Raw genomic sequence first — 22,151 nt, 5'->3', positions numbered from 1 at the left:
CGAATTGGTGATTCTTGTCCCTGGCAAAAGTATTCTTGATAAAACCTTGGAGGTGGCTAACTATTAGCAAAGACATGTTGGTAAATGAGGGTATTCGCGCTCGTGAAGTTCGCTTGATTGATCAAAACGGGGAACAATTAGGGATTAAATCGAAAAACGAAGCGTTGGAAATCGCCGGACGAGTGAATCTTGATTTAGTGCTGGTTGCACCAAATGCAAAACCTCCGGTAGCCCGGATTATGGATTATGGTAAGTTTAAATTCGAGCAGCAAAAGAAAGACAAAGAAGCTCGTAAAAACCAAAAAATCATCACTACGAAAGAAGTTCGCCTGAGCCCAACCATTGATGAGCATGACTTTAATACAAAGCTGCGTAATGCCATTAAATTCTTGGAAAAAGGCGACAAGGTGAAAGCTTCTATCCGATTTAAAGGACGGGCGATTACCCATAAAGAAATCGGTCAAAAAGTATTGGACCGTTTTGCTAGTGAGTGCAAAGAAGTAGCAACAATTGAGTCTCATCCTAAAATGGATGGCCGCAGTATGTTCCTAGTCTTAGCACCTAAAATTGAAAAGTAATAAGGAGGATATCCCAATGCCAAAAATGAAAACTCACCGCGGCGCTGCAAAGCGTTTCAAAAAAACTGGAACTGGTCAATTAAAGCGTGACCATGCTTATACAAGCCACTTATTTGCTAACAAGTCAACGAAAGCAAAGCGTAAGCTTCGCAAATCTGGCCTAGTTTCAAAAGGCGACTTCAAACGTATTCACCAAATGCTTGACAACATTAAATAATCTCGATTGATCGATTTATTATAGGAGGGAAATTACATGCCACGTGTAAAAGGCGGTACTGTTACTCGCAAACGTCGTAAAAAAGTTCTTAAATTAGCTAAAGGTTATTACGGTTCTAAACATACATTATACAAAGTTGCTAACCAACAGGTTATGAAATCATTACAATATGCTTTCCGTGACCGTCGTCAGGTTAAGCGCGATTTCCGCAAACTTTGGATTACTCGTATCAATGCAGCTGCACGCATCAACGGTCTTTCTTACAGCCGTTTAATGCATGGCTTAAAGCTTGCTGGTATCGAAGTAAACCGCAAAATGCTTGCTGAATTAGCAGTTAGCGATGCAGCAGCATTCACTCAATTAGCAGACACTGCTAAACAACAATTAAGCAAATAATAGAACAAGTGCCATTCTCGATTTCTGAGGATGGCTCTTTTGCTATAAAGGGGAAACTACAATGGATGGCAGGACATATTTGGTACTATTTTTTGCTGTAATGAACTTAATCGGTATAATCATAATGGGAGTGGACAAGCAGCGGGCGAAGCGGCACCAGTTTCGTATAAGTGAACGGACCCTCTGGTTGGTGGCCATTTTTGGCGGAGCAATTGGATCAACGGCCGGAATGCGATATTTTCACCATAAAACCAAGCATGTTCAATTTAAATGGGGATTTCCAATCTTGGCACTGGTAGAATTGGTCATTTATTTAAAAATATTTTTCTAATAAGGGAGCGGATGAATCATGAATCTTACAAAACTTTTTGGCATGCAACAAGCATTGGATCAACATATAGAAGAAAAGCATCAATTGCAGGAAAGTGATCTGTTTTCCCGAAAGGTTTTGGCACTATTAGTCGAGGTTGGTGAACTCGCTAATGAAACCAAATGTTTTAAATTCTGGAGCGTTAAGCCATCATCCCCAAAGGACGTAATCTTAGAGGAATTTGTCGATGGAGTCCATTTTATTTTGTCGCTTGGAATTGAATGCGGGTTTGACCGGAAGAATTTTGAAGTTAACGCTTTAGCGTCTTCGAAAGACGTGACAGAGCAATTCTTATATCTATATAAAACGATTAATGACTTTCAGCAATCCAAGAGTTTCGAGGACTATGTAACAGTAATGGGAACTTATTTGCAACTAGGTACATTATTAGAAATAAGTGAAACCGAAATGGAACAGGCATATTTTGCAAAAAATGAAGTAAATTATCAGAGACAAGCCAACAATTATTAATGGTTTTAAATTTGTTGGTTGTTTGAAAGATTCTGTATAATATAGGGTGTAGTTTTGATTTTACCTGAAGGGGGCCGGAAAATGGCTAAACTTGATGAGACATTAACGATGCTGAAGGATTTAACGGATGCAAAAGGCATTCCTGGCAACGAGCGCGAAGTTCGCGAAGTCATGAAAAAATACATAACTCCATATGCTGATGAAATCACAACCGATGGACTTGGCAGTTTAATCGCAAAAAAAGTAGGAAAAGCAGACGGTCCTAAAATTATGGTGGCAGGCCATATGGACGAAGTAGGTTTTATGATTACTCAAATCGACGATAAAGGGTTCCTGCGCTTTCAAACGGTCGGTGGCTGGTGGGGACAGGTTATGCTCGCCCAACGTGTCACAGTTGTAACCAGAAAAGGAGAGGTAACGGGTATTATCGGCTCCAAACCGCCCCACGTCCTGTCTGCTGAAGCACGCAAGAAGCCAATCGATATCAAAGACATGTTTATTGATATCGGCGCGTCCAGCCGCGAAGAAGCCCAAGAGTGGGGAGTACGTCCAGGAGACATGGTCGTGCCATACTTTGAATTTACGGTCATGAACAATGAAAAGATGCTGCTGGCAAAAGCTTGGGATAACCGCATCGGCTGTGCCATCGCCATCGATGTGTTAAAGCAGCTGCAAGGTGTCGACCATCCAAACGTAGTATACGGTGTCGGAAACGTACAAGAGGAAGTCGGCTTACGCGGTGCCAAAACATCCACGCATAAAATTGAGCCGGATATCGGCTTTGCGGTTGACGTCGGTATTGCCGGAGATACTCCTGGAATTACCGAAAAAGAAGCGATGAGTAAAATGGGCAAGGGCCCGCAAATCGTTGTTTATGATGCTTCAATGGTGGCTCATAAAGGGTTGCGTGATTTTGTTACGGATACAGCAGACGAATTGAATATCCCTTATCAGTTTGAATCAATCCCTGGCGGTGGTACCGATGCCGGTTCGATTCATTTAACCCATAATGGGGTACCTGCACTTGCCATCACCATTGCCACTCGTTATATTCATTCACATGCTGCAATCCTACACCGTGATGATTACGAGAATGCTGTCAAGCTGATTGTCGAAGTGATTAAACGGTTAGATCGCGAAACAGTTGATAAAATTATTTTTGAATAAAAGAAACGAACCCCGGCAGACTGTTGCCGGGGCTTTTTTTGTTTTGTTTTGGCGATTCGCAAATAAAAATGGGAAATTCGCAAATAAAGCAAGGAAATTCGCAAATAGAATAGCAATTTTCGCAAATAAACAGCAAAAATTCGCAAATAAAACACGTCTCACCTTGAAGACGTTTATATAATAAAAAAAAGCCGGCGCGTAATAAAATTTTTGCCGGCTTTTAATTCATTTTTATTGTTTTAACCCGTTTTCAAGCGTATTCAACATGTCTTTTTTCTCATTCTCAGAAGCATTGTTCCAAATGACTTCGAACAAAACGCCCAAGCCAGGAAGCATTTTTTCTTCCCCGCTCTGAATAGCATCCACAATGGTATCTTCTAATTGATCTTGCGTATCATTGGCTACATTATGAATAACAGCTTTTCGCAAATTTAAGTTCATGAAGCACACTCCTTTTTTTGCTCTTTACCCTATTAGCATGACTAATTTTGGATTTTATATGTATTTTCGATATAATAAAAAAATCAAAAGTTTATTTTAAAGGGGAAAAAGCCTTGAAGTATATACAATCCATCCAAAATCCGCAGGTAAAGCAATGGAAAAAGCTGCAGACTAAAAAAGAGCGGGACCGTTCCAGCACCTTTCTCGTAGAAGGATTTCATCTGGTGGAGGAAGCCTTAAAACAAGACGAGCTTGTTGTCGAAATCATCGTTTCTGAAAAAATTGGTGTTCCTCCGCGTCTAGATAGTGGCGACACGCCGATAGTAATGGTCACTGAAGAAATATCCGACGCTTTAACAGATACAGAAGCACCGCAAGGAATTTACGCCGTGTGCCGTCAACCTGACTTTGGCAAGTCCTTGGAACAGGCCAAAACGTTTCTATTTATCGATGCCGTTCAAGACCCAGGTAATCTCGGCACGATGATTCGTACTGCTGATGCGGCAGGTATGGATGCGGTCATAGTTGGCCGCGGCAGTGTAGATGTTTACAATTCCAAGGTGCTGCGGTCCGCACAGGGCAGCCATTTTCATCTGCCTATCATTAGAGACGACCTTAATGAATGGATCAATAAACTTGCAGCCAGAAACATACCAGTTTACGGAACAGCGCTCGAAGGTGCATCTGTTTATAAAGAAATTTCACCAAGCGATTCCTTTGCTCTCATCGTCGGAAACGAAGGAAATGGCATCAGCCAAGAACTGCTTGCCACAACAACTGCTAACCTATATATCCCGATTTACGGAAAGAGTGAATCTCTAAATGTGGCCGTTGCTGCCGGAATTCTTTTATATTATTTAAAAAAATAGGCGAAAACAGGTTTGAAACATAGGGAAAAGTGGTATATAATATTGAACAATGTTATAACGAATCGACCATGACGGAGAAAAGTAACTTGTCATTCGGCCATATTAGGGAGAAAATGCCTTGACTGAAAGCATTTTTATGGATGAAGCAAGCGAAGTTCACCTCCAGAGTTGGCATCGGGACCACGTTAAAGTGCAAGCTTTATCGTGTAAAGATGTACCGGCACAGCCGTTATCCGAATGAAGCGAACACATATACATAGCATGTGTTTACAAGGGTGGTACCGCGAATGATAACCTCGTCCCTTTTCAGGGATGGGGTTTTTTTGTTTTTTAAAGCCTAGGTACATATTGAATACAAAGAAGGAGGAAATAGCATGCAAGAACGTTTAAAAGAGCTTCAGGCAGAAGCAATCCAAAAAGTGGATCAGTCTGCCGGCTTAAAGGAATTAAATGACATCCGTGTTGCTTACTTAGGTAAAAAAGGACCGATTACCGAGGTATTAAGAGGAATGGGCAAACTTTCGGCAGAGGAGCGTCCGGTAATCGGAGCACTTGCCAATGAAGTCCGCGAAGCGATTGCTGCGAAAATTGAAGCAAAACAATCCGCTCTTGAAGAAGCAGCCGTTCAAGAAAAATTGGCTGCTGAAAGCATTGATGTGACGCTGCCAGGGCGACCTGTCAAGGCAGGCAATCATCATCCATTAACAAAAATCATTGAAGAAATTGAAGATTTATTTATCGGTATGGGTTATGAAATTGCCGAAGGTCCAGAGGTGGAGCAGGATTACTACAATTTTGAAGCATTGAACCTGCCAAAAGGTCATCCTGCACGTGATATGCAAGACTCATTTTATATTACCGAAGAAATTTTGCTTCGCACTCATACTTCGCCTGTGCAAGCACGGACGATGGAAAAGCATCAAGGCAAAGGCCCTATCAAAATTATCTGCCCGGGCAAGGTGTACCGCCGCGATAACGATGATGCGACTCACTCACACCAGTTTATGCAGATTGAAGGGTTAGTCGTTGGAGAAAACATCCGCATGAGCGACTTAAAAGGTACGCTAAACGTATTTGCTAAGAAAATGTTCGGTGAAGACCGGGAAATCCGTTTGCGTCCAAGTTTCTTCCCATTCACGGAGCCATCAGTAGAAATGGATATTTCCTGTAAAATGTGCGGCGGCCATGGCTGCAATGTCTGCAAACATACAGGCTGGATTGAAATTCTTGGCGCTGGCATGGTTCATCCAAATGTATTGGAAATGGCTGGCTATGATTCAAAAAAATATACTGGATTTGCGTTCGGAATGGGACCAGAGCGGATTGCCATGCTGAAATACGGCGTTGACGATATCCGTCATTTCTATACAAACGATGTTCGGTTTTTAAATCAATTTGCAATTGAGGAATAGGAGGTAAACCAAAATGTTTGTTTCATATAAATGGCTTCAGGAGTATGTCGATTTATCCGGAGTAACTCCAGCTGAATTGGCCGAAAAAATCACAAAAAGTGGTATTGAAGTTGAAGGGGTAGAAATCCTCAACGAAGGAATTAAAAATGTGGTAGTGGGTTATGTCGTTGAACGTGAACAACACCCAAACGCTACAAAATTAAATAAATGTTTGGTGGATATCGGTGAAGGTGAGCCAGTCCAAATCATTTGTGGTGCCCCCAATGTCGATAAAGGCCAAAAAGTGGCTGTTGCCAAGGTAGGTGCCAGACTCCCAGGTGGTGTAAAAATTAAACGGGCCAAGCTTCGTGGTGAGGAATCCAATGGGATGATTTGCTCGCTTCAAGAGTTAGGCATTGAAAGTAAATTAATTCAAAAAGAATACTCGGAAGGAATCTTTGTTTTCCCTGCTGATGCAGAAGTGGGGACCGATGCTCTTGATTTATTGGGCCGCGACGATCAAATTTTGGAACTGGGACTTACACCAAACCGCGCTGACTGCCTAAGCATGCTTGGGGTGGCCTATGAAGTAGCGGCAATTCTGGGCAGGGAAGTGAAGCTGCCAGAAACAAATTTAGAATCTGCTGAAGAAAAAGCTTCCGATTACGTGACAGTTACCGTGGAAGCTAAGGAAGACAATCCTTTATATGTAGCGAAAGTCATTAAAAATGTGAAAATTAGTAATTCACCATTATGGATGCAAGCACGGCTAATGTCAGCGGGTATCCGTCCGCATAATAACGTGGTTGATATCACGAACTATATCCTTTTGGAATACGGCCAGCCGCTGCACGCTTTTGACTATGATCGTTTAGGGTCAAAGCAAATTCTGGTCCGCCGGGCTGCCGATGGCGAGAAATTCATTACGCTTGATGATGTGGAACGTACCTTAACTTCTGACCATCTCGTGATCACCAATGGAAAAGAACCGGTTGCCCTTGCTGGAGTCATGGGCGGTGCCAATTCTGAGGTAACTTCCGATACTACAACTGTATTGTTGGAGTCTGCTTATTTTAATGGAGCTACGATTAGAAAGGCTTCCAAAGACCATGGTCTACGAAGTGAGGCTAGTGCCCGTTATGAAAAAGGAATTGACCCGAATCGTGTTCGGCCAGCTGGTGAACGTGCTGCCTACTTAATGGCTAAATATGCCGGCGGTGAAGTGTTAGAAGGCACAGCAGAAGTAGATGTACTGACAGTAGAGCCAGCTGTTGTATCGATCACACTTGAAAAAATTAATCGTGTTCTTGGAACCGACATTCAAATGAAAGAGGTAAAGGACATTTTTGACCGCCTTCAGTTTGATGCAGTGATTGAGGATGATACGATTACCGTGACCGCTCCGACTCGCCGCGGCGACATTAAAATTGAAGAGGATTTAATTGAGGAAGTGGCCCGTCTATTCGGTTATGACAATATTCCATATACGTTGCCAATAGGCTCTACAACTCCAGGTAAATTATCTGAATACCAAAAGAAACGTCGGGTTGTCCGTCAGTTTCTAGAAGGTGCTGGCCTCTATCAAGCTGTAACGTATTCTTTGACTAGCGAACAGAAAGCAGCACAATTTGCCCTAGAAAATCGGGATACGATTCGTTTGGCGATGCCAATGAGCGAGGACCGCAGCGTTCTTCGATTGAGCATTCTGCCGCAGTTGTTGGAAGTATTGAAATATAACAGTGCCCGCCAAAACGACAGCTTGGCAGTTTATGAAACAGGCAATGTCTTTTTAGCCAATGGAACGGATGTGCAGCCGGAAGAAAGCGAGCACCTAGCCGCAGCGATTACCGGATTGTGGCACCACCATTCATGGCAAGGCGAGAAAAAGCCAGTTGACTTTTTCGTAGCCAAAGGGATTCTTGAAGGATTGTTCGATAGACTAGGCTTAACAAACAGAGTGGAGTATGTGCAGGCGCAAGTTGAAGGTATGCACCCTGGACGTACAGCTGAGATTCGATTGAATGGCGCGAAAATCGGCTTTGTCGGCCAAGTTCATCCAAGTGTTCAAAAGGAATTCGATTTAAAAGATACTTACGTATTTGAACTATCTTTAAAAGCTGTATTGAATGAGGAAACGAACGCCCTGCAATATCAATCAATCCCACGGTTTCCTTCGATTACAAGAGACATCGCTCTAGTGGCAGACAAAGAAACAGTGTCTGGCTCTTTGAAATCGATTATTCTTGAAGCAGGCGCACCGCTGCTAAAAGATGCAGAAGTGTTTGACTTATACCAAGGGGACAAGATGGAAGCAGGCAAGAAATCGATTGCGTTCTCACTCAAATATATGGATCCTGAACGTACCCTGACTGACGAAGAAGTGACAAAAGTACATGACCGTGTACTAAACGCTTTAGCAGAAAAAGCTGGGGCAGTGTTACGGGGATAAAATGCAAAAGCCGGCTCTCTTTATTAGAAGAGCCGGCTTTTAATATTCAAAGAAACTTCACAACTACCTATTAATATGAAAAGGATTTTTTTATTATGTTTAGAATTGTTTGGTGTAAAAAGGAAGGAGTGATTATTTTTGATTTTAAAAGAAAGACCTATACCTTATAGAATCCTGATTTTAGAGGCGTTGTTGAGGCGTTTGCCCCTCAATCATGAGAAGTACCAACAAATTAAAGAAGAACTTGGAAGGCGTTATGCCGGTTACATGGGGGAGAAGTCATTGGATTATTACCTCCGATCTCTTCCTAAGGAATTCCTCATTCTCCACGATTTAAACCTTCCCGATGGCGAATATATTTGCCAAATAGACACTCTCCTCTTGACACCTCAATACGCACTAATCATTGACGCAAAAAATATGGCGGGAAAATTAATATTCGATACTGATAATGAACAGTTTATTCAAATGAATAATGGGATTGAAAAAGGTTATCCAGACCCAATTTCCCAAGCAGAGAGACATCAAAAATATGTAATGGCCTTTTTAAAGGAGCATGGTTATCCACCAGTACCAGTTGAATATTTAGTTGTCTTAAGTAATGGATACTCTAATTATGTACTAACAGGGAAAAATTCACATAAAGTTAGGCCGCGCGTGTGCAAGTCCGATGCCTTTGAAAGTAAGTTGAAGTTTTTTGAAAGGATGCACCATGAAATCTGCTTTACCTCTAAGGAATTACGAAAGTTAAGTAGACAACTTATTAAAATGAACACTTTACCGACAATCTATATTTTGAATAAGTATGGAATAAAGCTTGAAGAACTACTACCAGGAGTGTTTTGCCCGTTTTGCTTTTTTCATCCGCTCGTCAGGAAAAAGCAAAGCTGGTATTGCTCTTCATGCCTTAGATATTCAAATGATGCCCATATGTTTGCTTTATTGGATTATTTTCTCCTTATTGAGCCACAAATCAGCAACCAGAAGTTTCGCATGTTTGCCAGATTAGATTCTATTCATGTCGCTGGAAGATTATTGCGTTCTGAACATCTGGCTGGATCCGGATCTAAAAAGCAAAGAGTCTACACTCCAGTGAACTTTCCAAGTGGGTATTGGCAATTACTTTGGAATTCGCAAAAAAAATTAGGGAATTCGCAAATAGGACCCATAAATTCGCAAATAAAAGTCCAAAAATCGCAAATAAACCGTTAAAAATCGCAAATAAAAATAAAAACTACTATTTTCTTAACTAAAAGAAGCGAACTTTGACTTGTCTTGTGGTCCCAATATAATAAATCAGGAATGTAAAAGGCTGCCCAAGTAATAAGAACAATTGGGCAGCCTGTTTTTTTAGTATTTCTTATAAATTGAATCATAAGTTTCCGCCAACTGGAAATCCAGTGCAGTTAGCCCTCCCGCGTGCCAGGAAGTTAACTTTAATGTGATCAACTTATAATCAATCGAGATAAACGGGTGATGGTTTTTCTCCTCAGACAAACGGGCAATTTCATTAACAAAATCGATTCCTTTTATAAACTCCTGGAAACGGTATTTCTTCACAATGAATTTCCCGTCCAGTTTCCAACCAGTCAAAGCCGCCAGCGCCTGGTCCCGCTCATCCTCTGTTAACTTATTCATCTAAACTCCTCCTACCTTCGTTTTTTTGCAGCAATCCCGATTGCTTTTTCTGTATTGGCAAAATGAAGTTTCACATAAGCAGGCAGGACATCTCGGCCTTTTTTTAATATCAGCTTGGCTGCCGCTTCATCCACCTGTGAACCAGCCCCCTTTGGAATTGTAAAGCCAGCTGCTTCACTCATCTTATCGATGTATTGAATAAAAGCATAGCGGGCTAGAATGCTGGCTGCAGCGACTGCCAGATGAATTCCTTCTGCTTTCGTACTAAAATAAATATTTTCATTGGCAATTGCCTTTTGCCCTCTCAAATGCTGAAAATACGTGTCTGGCTGGACAAACTGGTCAACCAGTATGGCATCAGGCTTTTCCGGAGCAATCTTCGCCAGCACATTTAATAGGGCCTGATTATGTAGAATGGCCTTCATTTTCCCTTGAGACATGCCCTTTTTCTGCACCTGATTATATTTTTCATTTTTCAATGTCATGAGGCTGAAGGGGACCACATCTTTGATGACTTTGGCGATTTCAATGATTTTTTGGTCATTTAACTCCTTAGAATCCCGAACCCCGAGCTCCTTCAGTAAAGGGATATTCTCTTTTTTTACATATACGGCAACAACCGTGATTGGGCCGAAGAAGTCACCGGTGCCTACCTCATCTGAACCGATGACCGACATCTGGGCAATGCCTGGGGGGACATTCCCTTTTGCGGCAGATTTCTGTCCGCCAGTTTTTGCAGCAGGTTTGTTCACTCCAGGGCTGGAACTTCCCCATCTCGCTGCCTCTTGTTCAGAATCATTTCCCTGAAACAAAACTTTCCCCGATTTATAGGCCGTAATCATGCAAGCCGGAAGTTTTGCGGCAAAAACACTGCCTGGAGGATTCTTTTCTTTAAGATATTTAGCATAATAGTTTTTCATTTTTTCTATTTGATTCATCGGACATTGTAAAACGACATTACCCAATAATGGCACCACATTTCTCTAGAATTTCTTTTACTTTTCGACTTTTTCTGTTCGTGTTATGATAGAGTGTAGGATTCTCTTGAAAGGAGCCTTTACGTTGACGAATGTACATAGAAACAGAATAAGCGTAGATATTTATGGACAGCAATACATCATTATGGGCAGTGAAAGCCCTAACCATATCCGCCTTGTTGCATCCTTAGTTAACGATAAAATGCGTGAAATCAATTCAAAGAATCCGAACCTGGATGTTAATAAACTAGCTGTATTAACTGCTGTCAATGCAGTCAGTGAGTTTCTGAAAATGAAAGATGAATTGGAACAAGTGAGATTAGAACTCCAAAAAGAAAAGGACTAGTAAACTATGTTAGATTTAGCCATTATTGTTTTTCTTATCGCTGGGATTTTTATTGGGCTAAAAAGAGGCTTTATTCTTCAGCTTGTTCATCTAGTTGGGTTTATTATCGCATATGTGGTAGCATTTTTATACTATGATGAACTCGCTCCCAAACTGATTTTGTGGATTCCATATCCAAACTTTGGTGAGGGAACAGCTTTGAAAATCTTATCTGATTCTGCAAATATGGAAACTGCCTTTTATCGTGCCGTGGCCTTTGTGATTATCTTTTTTGTAGCTAAGGTGGTCTTGCAAATTATTGGTTCCATGTTTGACTTTATTGCCCATTTACCGATTTTGAAGCAGTTGAATCGCTGGGCGGGTGCCATTTTGGGATTCGCTGAAGTTTATTTGATTACATTTATTTTATTATACATTGCCGCCTTAATTCCAATCGAATTTATCCAAGCTCAATTGGATGGTTCCATGGTTTCAAAGGCAATGATCAACTACACCCCAGTTCTTTCTGAGCAAATCAAAACTTGGTGGATGAATCATACAGCTGGTTGAACTTCTCTCTAGCAGAGGAGTTTTTCTTTATGGACGAAAAACGGGTAAACTATAGGGGTGCGAATTTAAAAAGCAGGTGAAGTTTGTGGAGATAACAAAAAAGGAAATCATTCGTTTACTGGAAACCATTGCGATTTATTTAGAATTAAAAGGAGAAAACTCCTTCAAGATATCAGCGTTTCGGAAAGCAGCCAATGCCTTGGAAGCTGATGAACGGGGCTTATTTGAGATAGAGGATTTCACATCCATACCTGGGATTGGCAAAGGGACAGCTGCAGTCATTGAGGAGTACATAAAAGAGGGGACGTCTACCGTACTAAAGGAATTAAAGGAAGAAGTGCCTCCAGGATTAATTCCGTTATTACAGATTCCCGGTTTGGGTGGCAAAAAGATAGCCAAGCTCTATCAGGAGTTAGGAATTGTCGATGTCACAAGCTTAAAGTCAGCCTGTGAAGCCAAACAGGTTCAATCCTTAGCCGGTTTTGGCAAAAAAACGGAAGAGAAAATACTAAGTGCGATTGAAAATATCGGAACAAGACCAGACCGTCTTCCACTGGCGTTTATGCTGCCGCTTGCCGAACAAATCGAAGTAAAACTCTCAGAAATGAAAGATATCGAGCGGTTTTCTCGGGCAGGCAGTTTGCGGAGAATGCGGGAAACGATTAAAGACCTTGATTTTATCATTGCAACCAATAACTATGAATCAGTCCGCGAACAGCTGCTTCAATTGCCTTCGATAAAAGAGGTAATTGGGGCTGGTGATACGAAGGTCTCCTTAACCTTTGCCTTTGATTATGATGTTTCTGTCGATTTTCGGCTCGTCAAACCAAACGAGTTTATTACCACGCTGCACCATTTTACCGGCTCAAAAGATCATAACGTAAAAATGCGGCAGCTGGCCAAGGAACGCGGCGAGAAAATCAGCGAGTATGGTGTTGAAAACGTTGAGACAGGTGAAATTTTGACGTTTTCTTCGGAACAGGAATTCTTTAACCATTTTGGACTCCCGTTTATTCCACCCGAAGTGCGGGAAGACGGTAAAGAGGTTGATACTTTCTCGGAACACGAAGAGTTAATCGAGCTCGGTGACATTAAAGGGGATCTCCATATGCATTCCACCTGGAGCGATGGTGCCCATACGATTGAGGAAATGGCGGAAGCGTGCCGAGCAAGGGGTTACCAATATATGGCGATTACCGACCACTCGCAGTATTTAAAAGTGGCCAACGGTTTAACCCGGGAACGCCTCCTTCAGCAGCGGGAAGAAATAAAACGATTAAATGCCAAATATCATGATTTTGTGATTCTTTCAGGCATTGAGATGGATATTTTACCAGATGGGTCCTTGGACTTTGAAGACGACCTTCTAGCAGAGCTTGATTTTGTGATCGCTTCGATCCATTCCGCATTTACCCAGCCGAAAGAAAAAATTATGGAACGGTTGAAAAATGCGCTTGAAAATGCCCATGTAGATTTAATTGCCCATCCGACGGGCAGAAAAATTGGCCGTCGTGAAGGATATCATGTGGATATCCCGATGCTGATTGAGTTAGCGAAACAAACCAAAACGGCATTAGAATTAAATGCCAACCCTAATAGGCTGGATTTGGCGGCGGAGTATTTGCGTCAGGCTCAGGATGCAGGGGTTAAAATTTTAATCAACACGGATGCACACCGATTGGATACGTTAAAGCATATGGAAATAGGGGTATCAGCGGCGAAAAAAGGCTGGATCAAGAAATCCACAGTGCTTAACGCGTTAGACAAATATGACTTACTGGATTACTTGGCCAATAGGAACCAATAATCAATCTATCCTATAAAGCCGCATCTAACCGACATCAAGGAGGAGGATCCTCGTGCAAGATAGAGTTTTAAAAGTATTAGAATTCACGAAAGTAAGAGAACAGGTGTTAGAGCATGCTGCTTCTTCACTTGGGAGAGAAAAAATAAAAAATTTAGTTCCTTCTTCTGATTTTGAGGAAGTGGTTAAATTGCAAGCGGAAACCGACGAGGCCACGACCGTAGTCCGAATCAAAGGCCATGTCCCGTTAGCTGGTATTCACGATATTCGGGCTCATATCAAACGTTCGGTAATAGGCGGGGTCCTAAGCCCGCATGAACTCGTTCAAATTGCCAGCACAATCCATGCAAGCCGGCAAATGAAACGGTTTATTGAGGAAATTGCCGAGGAACGTACAGAGCTGCCGATATTACTAGAACAAGTGTCCCAAATTATACCGCTCACCGATTTGGAACAAACCATAAAAATGGCAATCGATGAGAGTGGAGAGGTACTAGACGGTGCTAGCGAACTATTACGTTCCTTAAGGCATCAGCTGCGTGCCAATGAAGCGCGGGTCCGGGAAAAGTTGGAGAGCATGATTCGCTCTTCCAGCGCCCAGAAAATGTTATCGGATGCCATCATCACCATCCGCAACGACCGGTTTGTCATTCCTGTAAAACAAGAGTATCGCGGGCATTACGGCGGAATTATCCATGACCAAAGTGCTTCCGGGCAAACCTTATTTATTGAACCGCAAGTGATTGTTCAATTAAATAACCAGCTGCAGGACATTCGGGTCAAAGAACAGGTAGAGATCGAGCGAATTTTGATCGAACTTTCAGCGAAAACAGCTGAGCATGAGAATGAGCTTAAAGTAATTGTGGAAATCATGGCCAATTTAGACTTTATTTTTGCAAAAGCCCGTTACGGCAAAAAAATTAAAGCGTCGAAGCCAGAGATGAACAACGAAGGCAGGATATGCTTGTATAAAGCCAGGCACCCATTAATTCCAATAGATGAGGTCGTGCCAAATGATATCTTAATTGGAAAGGATTATACAACCATTGTCATTACCGGACCAAATACAGGGGGGAAAACGGTCACCTTAAAAACTTTGGGGCTATGTGCCTTAATGGCGCAAGCTGGACTTCAAGTTCCGGCTTTGGACGGATCAGAGCTGGCTGTATTTGGAGAAGTTTATGCGGATATTGGCGACGAGCAGTCAATTGAACAGAGTTTAAGTACGTTTTCTTCGCATATGGTCAATATTGTTGATATTCTAAAAAGAGTAGATTATAACAGCTTGGTGCTATTTGACGAACTTGGCGCCGGGACTGACCCGCAAGAAGGGGCAGCTTTAGCGATATCAATATTGGATGAAGTCCATAATCGTGGAGCACGAGTGGTCGCTACAACTCACTACCCCGAATTAAAGGCCTATGGCTATAATCGGGAAGGCGTTTTAAATGCAAGTGTCGAATTTGATGTGGAAACGCTAAGTCCGACATACAAGCTCCTTTTAGGAGTACCTGGCCGAAGCAATGCATTTGAGATCTCCAAACGGTTGGGCTTAAATGATAAGGTGATTCAGGCTGCACGTTCTCATGTAAGTGAGGATACGAACCAAATTGACAATATGATTGCCTCATTAGAACATAGCAAGCGGCAGGCGGAAACGGAAATGCAAGAAGCCCGTGACTACTTAAAACAAGCGGAGAAATTGCATCATGACCTGCAAAAGCAAATGATTGAGTTTTACGAGAAGAAGGATTCGATGCTGGAAAAAGCAGCAGAAGAAGCAGAAAAATTAGTGGATGATGCTAAACAGGAAGCTGAAAAAGTGATTCGCGACCTTCGGAAAATGCGCACTGAAAAGCATGCGGAAATTAAAGAGCATGAGTTAATTGACGCCAAAAGAAGGCTGGAAGGTGCTGCGCCGGAAATCAAGAAATCAGCCAAGCTCCCTGCCAAGAAAACCAAGCAGCATACCCTCATGCCGGGGGATGAGGTAAAGGTACTTACCTTCGGTCAAAGGGGGGCTCTGGTGGAGCGGGTATCCGACAGCGAATGGCAAGTGCAAATTGGGATATTAAAGATGAAGGTAAAGGAAAAAGATATCGAATATCTTGGCACCCCTAAGCAAACGGAAACAAGGCCTATGGCACTGGTAAAAGGCCGGGAAGATTCCAATGTTAGGCTTGAACTCGATTTGCGTGGAGAACGGTATGAAGATGCCTTAATGAAGGTAGAAAAATATATCGACGATGCCCTGCTCGCCAACTATCCGAGGGTCTCCATTATCCATGGAAAAGGGACCGGCGCGTTAAGGCAGGGAGTACAAGAATATCTAAAGAATCATCGTTCGGTTAAAAGAATTCGTTTTGGTGAAGCGGGAGAGGGCGGTACCGGTGTGACCGTCGTAGAATTTAAATAAAGTCCGGGGAGAAACGACAATGGACCAGTTTTGGGAAAATCAGTATATTCAAATTGCGGCCTATTACAGTGTGGTCATTTTATGCATGGTGGTTTTTTTAGCCATTTTTGAACTCGTGACAAAGTACAAAAATTGGGAAGAAATCAAGAACGGGAATGTGGCCGTTGCCATGGCAACAGGTGGCAAAATTTTTGGGGTGGCCAATATTTTCCGCCACACGATTGAAGCGCATAATTCATTGCTCTTCATGATTGGCTGGGGTGTATACGGTTTTGTACTTTTATTGGCAGGGTATTTCATATTTGAATTTCTTACACCCAAATTTAGAATTGACGAGGAAATTCAAAAAAATAATCGTGCCGTAGGGTTGATATCCATGATTATTTCAATTGGACTGTCCTATGTCATTGGAGCAGGTATTTCATAAGGGGAGAATGCAATTGGAAACATTAGCAAAAGTGCTTTTTGTATTATGCGGTTTGTTTTTACTTGTGGGTATTATATACATGGTTGTTTGGACATAGCAAAAACCGTCGGAGTGATTTACGATTCCGGCGGTTTTTTTGTTAACAGCAAATGGAAACACTATACTATGATAATACCAAAAGATTGCAAAATATTAGTTATACAAAATTTAGGAAGTTTAATTGTTAATTGGTAAATACTGTACTATAATAGTTTTAGTAGTTTGAATTTTTAAAATTATTTACTTGAAAAGGGGGAATACGATGGAGAAGAAACCGTGGTTGAATCAATATCCAAAAGAAATTCCAGCCACACTAACTTATTTAAGGGAGCCTGTTTACCAATTTTTAGAGCGTTCTGCTCAAATGTATCCGGATAAATCGGCCCTGCATTTTATGGGAAAAGAATTATCATTTAAACAGGTTTATCAAGAGGCAGCGAGCGTAGCCGGATACCTGCAGCATATCGGCATTCAAAAAGGCGACCGTGTCGCCATTATGCTGCCTAATTCTCCACAAGCCGTTATCACCTACTTTGGGGTATTAATGGCGGGCGGCATCGTTGTTCAAACAAACCCATTGTACACCGAACGCGAGTTGGAGTACCAAATGAAGGATTCCGGTGCCAAAGCAATTGTGGCAATGGACATTCTCTACCCAAGGGTAATGAAAATCATGCCACAAACAGATCTGCAGCATATTATCGTAACCGCTATCAAAGACTACTTGCCATTTCCCAAAAATCTGATTTACCCTTCCATCCAGAAAAAGCAATATGGCATTGTGGTAAAGGTTAAGCATGAGGGAAATACTCATTTATTAACAGAAATCGTCAAAACGCCAGCCAAAAATATCACCAAATATGATTTTGATTTTGATGAAGAATTGGCTCTGCTCCAATATACCGGAGGCACAACCGGTTTCCCGAAAGGCGTTATGTTAACCCATAAAAATTTAATTGCCAATACCAGCATGAGCGAGGCCTGGGTTCATAAAGCTAAGCCGGGGGAAGAAGTCGTTTTGGGAATTGTCCCATTTTTCCACGTTTATGGGATGACCGTTTGCATGCTGTTATCGATTAAAATGGGTGCAAAAATGATTCTGATGCCAAAATTTGATGCACTGGAAACCTTAAAAACAATTCATAAACAGAAGCCCACGCTTTTCCCAGGTGCGCCAACGATTTATATAGGTTTGTTAAACCATCCAGAATTGTCCAAATATGACTTATCTTCGATTGAGGCCTGTATCAGCGGTTCTGCACCGCTTCCGATTGAGGTCCAGCAGAAGTTCGAAGAGGTGACTGGTGGAAAGATGGTCGAAGGCTATGGCTTATCTGAAGCATCGCCGGTCACACATTGTAACTTTTTGTGGGGGCAGCGAATAAAGGGGAGTATTGGGGTTCCATATCCTGACACTGATGCCCAAATTATTTCTACGGAAACAGGTGAACCATTGCCTCCCGGTGAAATTGGCGAAATCACCGTCAAAGGCCCGCAAGTGATGAAGGGCTATTGGAATCGTCCCCATGAGACGGATGAAATTTTAAAAGATGGCTGGCTCTATACCGGAGATCTTGGTTATATGGATGATAAAGGATTTTTCTATGTTGTTGACCGCAAAAAAGATATGATTATTGCTGGCGGTTATAACATTTATCCAAGGGAAATTGAAGAAGTATTATATGAACATCCTGATGTTGTTGAAGCGGTCGCAGCAGGTGTGCCACACCCATACAGAGGTGAAACCGTTAAAGCCTATGTAGTTCTTAGAGAAGGGGCAACCGTTACGGAAGATGAACTGAACCAATTTGCCCGCAAATATTTAGCGGCCTACAAAGTACCTAGAATTTATGAGTTTAGAAAAGAACTTCCGAAAACAGCAGTCGGCAAAATTCTAAGACGAATCCTGGTGGACGAAGATAAAAAGAAACTAGCAGAAGAAGATAAAAAACAAGCATAAATGATTCTAGCCGGCATATAGATAAATATCACAAATAATCGTTGACAGAACGGTATTTAAAAATTATCATAAAAATATGAATGATGATTCATTCATATTTTCTTTTTTTTACTTTTTCCATTCGTTAAGGTAAGCTAAGGAAGGAAAAGCGTAGCTTATCTTAAGGGTGTTCGGAACGAAGTCCGCTGCATCAAGTATCCTGCGCTTTTTCTATTTTTCCTAAAGGAAGGTTAACATGAAAAGATCTAAACCAAAATTTATGCAAATTATTGATGCTGCTGTGATTGTTATTGCAGAAAATGGATATCACCAGGCCCAAGTTTCTAAGATTGCCAAACAGGCCGGTGTAGCTGACGGCACCATCTATCTTTATTTTAAAAACAAAGAAGATATCCTCATCTCTCTCTTTGAAGAGAAAATGGGAGCATTCGTTGAAAAAATAGATGAAAAGATTGCAGGAAAAGAAACAGCGGCAGAGAAATTATTAATGATGGTTGAGACTCATTTCCAGCTTCTCTCTGACGACCATCACATGGCAGTTGTAACCCAGCTTGAATTGCGCCAGTCCAATAAAGAGTTGCGGCACCGCATAAATGATGTCCTTAAGGGATATTTGCAGGTGATCGACAAAATCCTTATCGAAGGCAAGGAGTCAGGAGAGTTTTCCAGTGACTTGGACGTCCGGCTGGCCCGGCAAATGATCTTTGGCACCATCGATGAAACCGTCACGACCTGGGTAATGAATGAGGAAAAATACGATTTGAATGCACTTGCACCGCAGGTCCATGGTCTTTTGATCAACGGCTGCGGAGCGCATTAATGTTTTCAAACGAACAAGGGGAGGGGTTAGATTGGAATATTTGAATTGGTCTAGTGAGGACAAGGTTGCCACGATTACCTTAGACAGGCCGCCAGCCAACGCTTTGTCATCGGGGCTGTTGCGTGAGCTTTCAAGTGTCTTAGATGAAATCGAGTCAAACAGCGAAATTCGAGTCATTGTTATTCACGGCCATGGACGCTTTTTCTCAGCAGGCGCCGATATCAAGGAATTCACCACCGTCCAATCCTCAGGCGATTTTGCGAGTCTTGGAAAATTTGGACAAGATTTGTTTGACCGTATGGAGAAGTTTCCAAAACCGATTATTGCAGCCATTCATGGAGCCGCATTGGGCGGAGGTTTGGAACTTGCGATGGCCTGCCATATCCGTTATGTAACGGAGAATGCCAAATTGGGACTTCCAGAACTGCAATTGGGCTTAATCCCTGGATTTGCCGGCACGCAGCGATTGCCAAAATATATTGGTGCAGCAAGGGCGGCCGAAATGATGTTTACTTCTGAACCAATCACAGGTTTACAAGCTGTCCAATTTGGTTTGGCCAATAGCGCATACCCTGAGGCCGAAATTTTAGAACAGGCTTATCAGCTTGCCAAGAAAATTGCCAAGAAGAGCCCTGTTGCAATCAAAGCGGCTATTGAACTATTAAACTATGGAAAAACCAAAGAATTTTATGAAGGCACTGCCAGAGAAGCCCAATTATTTGGAGAGGTTTTTGCCTCTGAGGATGCAAAAGAAGGCATCTCTGCCTTTATCGAAAAGCGGGAGCCAAATTTTAAAGGTGCATAAACTCATTCGTTCCGGGTGCCGACAGCACTTGTAACGAGGGTTTAAATAAATTTTTTTACACATTATTTTCTAAATCTTTCAAACATAAGGAATGTTTGAATACTTAGGAGGGAAACCATGAATATTTTTGTATTAATGAAAAGAACATTTGATACGGAAGAAAAGATCACTATTTCCGGTGGGAAAATCAACGAAGACGGTGCTGAATTTATTATCAACCCTTACGATGAATACGCGATCGAAGAAGCGATTCAAGTTCGCGATGCCAATGACGGCGAAGTAACTGTCATCTCAGTTGGCAACGAAGACGCAGAGAAGCAATTGCGCACAGCGCTTGCCATGGGGGCAGATAAAGCGGTCCTCATCAATACGGAAGATGATGTCGAAAATGGTGACCAATTTACTACTGCAAAAATTATTGCTGAATATTTGAAGGATAAAGAAGCGGACCTCATCCTAGGCGGAAACGTAGCTATTGACGGCGGTTCCGGTCAGGTTGGCCCTCGTGTGGCTGAACTGTTGGACATCCCTTATGTAACAACTATCACTAAATTGGAGGTTGACGGAACTTCTGTTACTGTTACGCGCGACGTCGAAGGGGATTCAGAAGTCATTGAAACCAGTCTTCCATTATTAGTAACGGCTCAACAAGGCCTAAACGAGCCGCGCTACCCATCTTTGCCAGGAATCATGAAAGCAAAGAAAAAGCCGCTGGAAGAATTGGAGCTAGACGATCTTGATCTTGAAGAAGAAGATGTCGAAGCCAAAACAAAAACAATTGAAATCTATCTGCCTCCTAAAAAAGAAGCAGGTAAGGTTCTTTCTGGCGAGCTCGCTGATCAAGTAAAAGAACTTGTACATTTGCTCCATTCAGAAGCAAAAGTAGTTTAATCGGTTATCCTAAAAATTGTTTGCAGGAGGTAAATACGAATGTCAAGAAAAGTATTGGTGTTAGGAGAAGTTCGGGACGGCTCATTACGGAACGTATCATTCGAGGCAGTGGCAGCTGCTAAAACCGCTTCTGAAGGCGGCGAAGTAGTTGGGGTTCTTCTTGGTGAATCTGTAAGCGTTTTAGGCGCTGAATTAATTAAACACGGGGCTGACCGTGTGGTAGTGGTGGAAAATGAAAAATTAAAGCAATATACATCGGATGGTTTTTCGCAGGCGCTTTTAGCGGTGATTGAACAAGAGCAGCCGGAAGGACTGATTTTTGGTCATACTGCACTAGGCAAAGATTTATCTCCTAGAATTGCTGCTAAATTGGGTTCCGGCCTTATCTCTGACGCAACAGGTGTTGAAGCAGCTGGCGGCAATGTGGTGTTCACACGCCCAATTTATTCAGGCAAGGCCTTTGAAAAGAAAATTGTCACGGATGGCCTCATTTTTGCGACTGTTCGTCCAAATAACATTGCACCGCTCGAAAAGGATGATTCTAGAAGTGGTGATGTATCTTCTGTTTCCGTTGATATTAAAGACTTGCGTGCCATTGTGAAAGAAGTGGTTCGCAAGGCAACAGAAGGTGTTGATTTAAGTGAAGCCAAGGTTGTTGTTTCCGGAGGCCGCGGTGTTAAAAGCTCTGATGGATTCCAGCCTTTAAAAGAATTGGCTGAAGTGCTTGGCGGTGCAGTTGGTGCATCCCGTGGCGCTTGTGATGCTGAGTATTGTGATTACTCGCTTCAGATTGGTCAAACTGGTAAGGTTGTAACGCCTGACCTATATATTGCTTGTGGTATTTCGGGAGCGATTCAGCATTTGGCTGGTATGTCCAACTCGAAGGTTATTGTAGCAATTAACAAGGATCCGGAGGCCAACATCTTCAAAGTGGCTGACTATGGAATCGTGGGTGACTTATTCGAGGTTGTACCAATGCTGACGGAAGAGTTTAAGAAGTTGAAGGTTCACCAATAATATTTAGATAGTAGAAACGAGCGGACGGGGGGTCCGCTCGTTTTTGGCTAGCATGGATAAGTTGCGACCAAGGTATTCGTTAATATGAAGTTATAACGACAAAAGGAAGCCGG

At 42.2% G+C, this 22,151-nt stretch carries 23 protein-coding genes and 1 other annotated feature; of the genes, 20 read left to right on the top strand and 3 right to left on the bottom strand.

Annotated features, from left to right (window positions below):
* Positions 1-74: 74 nt before the first annotated feature.
* The 6 genes from infC to BN2425_RS12010 all read left to right on the top strand — a co-directional run bounded on the left by infC (position 75) and on the right by BN2425_RS12010 (position 3,199).
* A complete protein-coding gene (gene infC / locus BN2425_RS12035) occupies positions 75-578 on the top strand; it encodes a translation initiation factor IF-3 (RefSeq protein WP_042459584.1) in 504 nt (167 codons plus the stop codon).
* 16 nt (positions 579-594) lie between these two features.
* The gene (gene rpmI, locus BN2425_RS12030) at positions 595-795 is read left to right on the top strand and encodes a 50S ribosomal protein L35 (RefSeq protein ID WP_042459581.1); all 201 of its coding nucleotides are present in this window, start codon (positions 595-597) and stop codon (positions 793-795) included.
* A 36-nt stretch (positions 796-831) separates the two neighbouring features.
* Positions 832-1,191, top strand: a complete 360-nt coding sequence (rplT, locus tag BN2425_RS12025) for a 50S ribosomal protein L20 (protein ID WP_042459578.1) — start codon at positions 832-834, stop codon at positions 1,189-1,191.
* Positions 1,192-1,252: 61 nt separating this feature from the next.
* The gene (locus tag BN2425_RS12020; protein ID WP_042459575.1) at positions 1,253-1,522 is read left to right on the top strand and encodes a DUF1294 domain-containing protein; all 270 of its coding nucleotides are present in this window, start codon (positions 1,253-1,255) and stop codon (positions 1,520-1,522) included.
* An 18-nt stretch (positions 1,523-1,540) separates the two neighbouring features.
* Entirely contained in the window at positions 1,541-2,032 is a 492-nt protein-coding gene (locus BN2425_RS12015) for a dUTP diphosphatase (protein ID WP_042459573.1), read from the top strand.
* An 81-nt stretch (positions 2,033-2,113) separates the two neighbouring features.
* Positions 2,114-3,199: a M42 family metallopeptidase gene (locus BN2425_RS12010; RefSeq protein ID WP_042459570.1), complete on the top strand. Its 1,086-nt coding sequence runs from the start codon at positions 2,114-2,116 to the stop codon at positions 3,197-3,199.
* 231 nt (positions 3,200-3,430) lie between these two features.
* Here the strand turns inward: BN2425_RS12010 and sspI are convergent, their stop codons facing one another.
* Positions 3,431-3,640 (bottom strand): small acid-soluble spore protein SspI, encoded by a 210-nt coding sequence (gene sspI, locus BN2425_RS12000; protein ID WP_042459564.1) that lies wholly within the window; start codon positions 3,638-3,640, stop codon positions 3,431-3,433.
* 113 nt (positions 3,641-3,753) lie between these two features.
* On the opposite strand from sspI, the gene BN2425_RS11995 reads away from it, so the two are divergent.
* The 4 genes from BN2425_RS11995 to BN2425_RS11980 all read left to right on the top strand — a co-directional run bounded on the left by BN2425_RS11995 (position 3,754) and on the right by BN2425_RS11980 (position 9,561).
* A complete protein-coding gene (locus tag BN2425_RS11995; protein WP_042459561.1) occupies positions 3,754-4,509 on the top strand; it encodes a TrmH family RNA methyltransferase in 756 nt (251 codons plus the stop codon).
* Positions 4,510-4,568: 59 nt separating this feature from the next.
* Positions 4,569-4,816: a binding site (T-box leader), on the top strand.
* Positions 4,817-4,883: 67 nt separating this feature from the next.
* Complete coding sequence (gene pheS, locus BN2425_RS11990; protein WP_042459558.1) at positions 4,884-5,921, top strand: phenylalanine--tRNA ligase subunit alpha; 1,038 nt, start codon at positions 4,884-4,886, stop codon at positions 5,919-5,921.
* A gap of 13 nt (positions 5,922-5,934) precedes the next feature.
* Positions 5,935-8,349 (top strand): phenylalanine--tRNA ligase subunit beta, encoded by a 2,415-nt coding sequence (gene pheT, locus BN2425_RS11985; protein WP_042459555.1) that lies wholly within the window; start codon positions 5,935-5,937, stop codon positions 8,347-8,349.
* Positions 8,350-8,487: 138 nt separating this feature from the next.
* Complete coding sequence (locus BN2425_RS11980; RefSeq protein ID WP_052352852.1) at positions 8,488-9,561, top strand: nuclease-related domain-containing protein; 1,074 nt, start codon at positions 8,488-8,490, stop codon at positions 9,559-9,561.
* 138 nt (positions 9,562-9,699) lie between these two features.
* Here the strand turns inward: BN2425_RS11980 and BN2425_RS11975 are convergent, their stop codons facing one another.
* Together BN2425_RS11975 and rnhC are read right to left on the bottom strand one after the other, a co-directional pair.
* Positions 9,700-9,987, bottom strand: coding sequence for a 4a-hydroxytetrahydrobiopterin dehydratase (locus BN2425_RS11975; protein WP_042459553.1), 288 nt, complete (start codon positions 9,985-9,987; stop codon positions 9,700-9,702).
* Between the two features lie 11 nt (positions 9,988-9,998).
* On the bottom strand, positions 9,999-10,952 hold the full coding sequence (gene rnhC / locus BN2425_RS11970; RefSeq protein ID WP_042459550.1) for a ribonuclease HIII: 954 nt from the start codon (positions 10,950-10,952) through the stop codon (positions 9,999-10,001).
* A 97-nt stretch (positions 10,953-11,049) separates the two neighbouring features.
* On the opposite strand from rnhC, the gene zapA reads away from it, so the two are divergent.
* The 10 genes from zapA to BN2425_RS11920 all read left to right on the top strand — a co-directional run bounded on the left by zapA (position 11,050) and on the right by BN2425_RS11920 (position 22,038).
* A complete protein-coding gene (gene zapA / locus BN2425_RS11965; RefSeq protein WP_042459547.1) occupies positions 11,050-11,310 on the top strand; it encodes a cell division protein ZapA in 261 nt (86 codons plus the stop codon).
* A 6-nt stretch (positions 11,311-11,316) separates the two neighbouring features.
* The gene (locus BN2425_RS11960; protein ID WP_042459544.1) at positions 11,317-11,859 is read left to right on the top strand and encodes a CvpA family protein; all 543 of its coding nucleotides are present in this window, start codon (positions 11,317-11,319) and stop codon (positions 11,857-11,859) included.
* A gap of 85 nt (positions 11,860-11,944) precedes the next feature.
* Complete coding sequence (gene polX, locus BN2425_RS11955) at positions 11,945-13,666, top strand: DNA polymerase/3'-5' exonuclease PolX (RefSeq protein WP_042459542.1); 1,722 nt, start codon at positions 11,945-11,947, stop codon at positions 13,664-13,666.
* 52 nt (positions 13,667-13,718) lie between these two features.
* Positions 13,719-16,079, top strand: a complete 2,361-nt coding sequence (locus BN2425_RS11950) for an endonuclease MutS2 (RefSeq protein WP_042459540.1) — start codon at positions 13,719-13,721, stop codon at positions 16,077-16,079.
* A 19-nt stretch (positions 16,080-16,098) separates the two neighbouring features.
* On the top strand, positions 16,099-16,506 hold the full coding sequence (locus BN2425_RS11945; RefSeq protein ID WP_042459538.1) for a DUF350 domain-containing protein: 408 nt from the start codon (positions 16,099-16,101) through the stop codon (positions 16,504-16,506).
* Positions 16,507-16,807: 301 nt separating this feature from the next.
* Positions 16,808-18,505 carry an AMP-binding protein gene (locus BN2425_RS11940; protein WP_042459536.1) on the top strand — a complete coding sequence of 566 codons (1,698 nt, stop codon included), beginning with the start codon at positions 16,808-16,810 and terminating at the stop codon, positions 18,503-18,505.
* 235 nt (positions 18,506-18,740) lie between these two features.
* Positions 18,741-19,325: a TetR/AcrR family transcriptional regulator gene (locus tag BN2425_RS11935; RefSeq protein ID WP_042459534.1), complete on the top strand. Its 585-nt coding sequence runs from the start codon at positions 18,741-18,743 to the stop codon at positions 19,323-19,325.
* Positions 19,326-19,356: 31 nt separating this feature from the next.
* Positions 19,357-20,130: an enoyl-CoA hydratase gene (locus BN2425_RS11930; RefSeq protein ID WP_042459531.1), complete on the top strand. Its 774-nt coding sequence runs from the start codon at positions 19,357-19,359 to the stop codon at positions 20,128-20,130.
* 117 nt (positions 20,131-20,247) lie between these two features.
* Complete coding sequence (locus BN2425_RS11925; RefSeq protein ID WP_042459527.1) at positions 20,248-21,021, top strand: electron transfer flavoprotein subunit beta/FixA family protein; 774 nt, start codon at positions 20,248-20,250, stop codon at positions 21,019-21,021.
* A gap of 39 nt (positions 21,022-21,060) precedes the next feature.
* Positions 21,061-22,038 (top strand): electron transfer flavoprotein subunit alpha/FixB family protein, encoded by a 978-nt coding sequence (locus BN2425_RS11920; protein WP_042459525.1) that lies wholly within the window; start codon positions 21,061-21,063, stop codon positions 22,036-22,038.
* Positions 22,039-22,151: the final 113 nt, after the last annotated feature.

The sequence above is a fragment of the Neobacillus dielmonensis genome (assembly GCF_000612665.1).
In the GTDB taxonomy this organism is placed as follows: domain Bacteria; phylum Bacillota; class Bacilli; order Bacillales; family Cytobacillaceae; genus Neobacillus; species Neobacillus dielmonensis.
The sequence above is the reverse complement of the archived record's forward strand: the minus strand, read 5'-3'. Positions and strand labels throughout refer to the sequence as shown.

What these genes read in the sequence shown, in the direction of transcription:
- BN2425_RS11945 (WP_042459538.1), top strand. Translation starts at nt 16,099, where the DNA reads ATGGACCAGTTTTGGGAAAATCAGTATATTCAAATTGCGGCCTATTAC.
- sspI (WP_042459564.1), bottom strand. Translation starts at nt 3,640, where the DNA reads ATGAACTTAAATTTGCGAAAAGCTGTTATTCATAATGTAGCCAATGAT.
- BN2425_RS11935 (WP_042459534.1), top strand. Translation starts at nt 18,741, where the DNA reads ATGAAAAGATCTAAACCAAAATTTATGCAAATTATTGATGCTGCTGTG.
- pheT (WP_042459555.1), top strand. Translation starts at nt 5,935, where the DNA reads ATGTTTGTTTCATATAAATGGCTTCAGGAGTATGTCGATTTATCCGGA.
- infC (WP_042459584.1), top strand. Translation starts at nt 75, where the DNA reads ATGTTGGTAAATGAGGGTATTCGCGCTCGTGAAGTTCGCTTGATTGAT.
- BN2425_RS12010 (WP_042459570.1), top strand. Translation starts at nt 2,114, where the DNA reads ATGGCTAAACTTGATGAGACATTAACGATGCTGAAGGATTTAACGGAT.
- BN2425_RS11925 (WP_042459527.1), top strand. Translation starts at nt 20,248, where the DNA reads ATGAATATTTTTGTATTAATGAAAAGAACATTTGATACGGAAGAAAAG.
- BN2425_RS12015 (WP_042459573.1), top strand. Translation starts at nt 1,541, where the DNA reads ATGAATCTTACAAAACTTTTTGGCATGCAACAAGCATTGGATCAACAT.
- pheS (WP_042459558.1), top strand. Translation starts at nt 4,884, where the DNA reads ATGCAAGAACGTTTAAAAGAGCTTCAGGCAGAAGCAATCCAAAAAGTG.
- BN2425_RS11975 (WP_042459553.1), bottom strand. Translation starts at nt 9,987, where the DNA reads ATGAATAAGTTAACAGAGGATGAGCGGGACCAGGCGCTGGCGGCTTTG.
- BN2425_RS11920 (WP_042459525.1), top strand. Translation starts at nt 21,061, where the DNA reads ATGTCAAGAAAAGTATTGGTGTTAGGAGAAGTTCGGGACGGCTCATTA.
- rplT (WP_042459578.1), top strand. Translation starts at nt 832, where the DNA reads ATGCCACGTGTAAAAGGCGGTACTGTTACTCGCAAACGTCGTAAAAAA.
- BN2425_RS11940 (WP_042459536.1), top strand. Translation starts at nt 16,808, where the DNA reads ATGGAGAAGAAACCGTGGTTGAATCAATATCCAAAAGAAATTCCAGCC.
- rpmI (WP_042459581.1), top strand. Translation starts at nt 595, where the DNA reads ATGCCAAAAATGAAAACTCACCGCGGCGCTGCAAAGCGTTTCAAAAAA.
- BN2425_RS12020 (WP_042459575.1), top strand. Translation starts at nt 1,253, where the DNA reads ATGGATGGCAGGACATATTTGGTACTATTTTTTGCTGTAATGAACTTA.
- BN2425_RS11960 (WP_042459544.1), top strand. Translation starts at nt 11,317, where the DNA reads ATGTTAGATTTAGCCATTATTGTTTTTCTTATCGCTGGGATTTTTATT.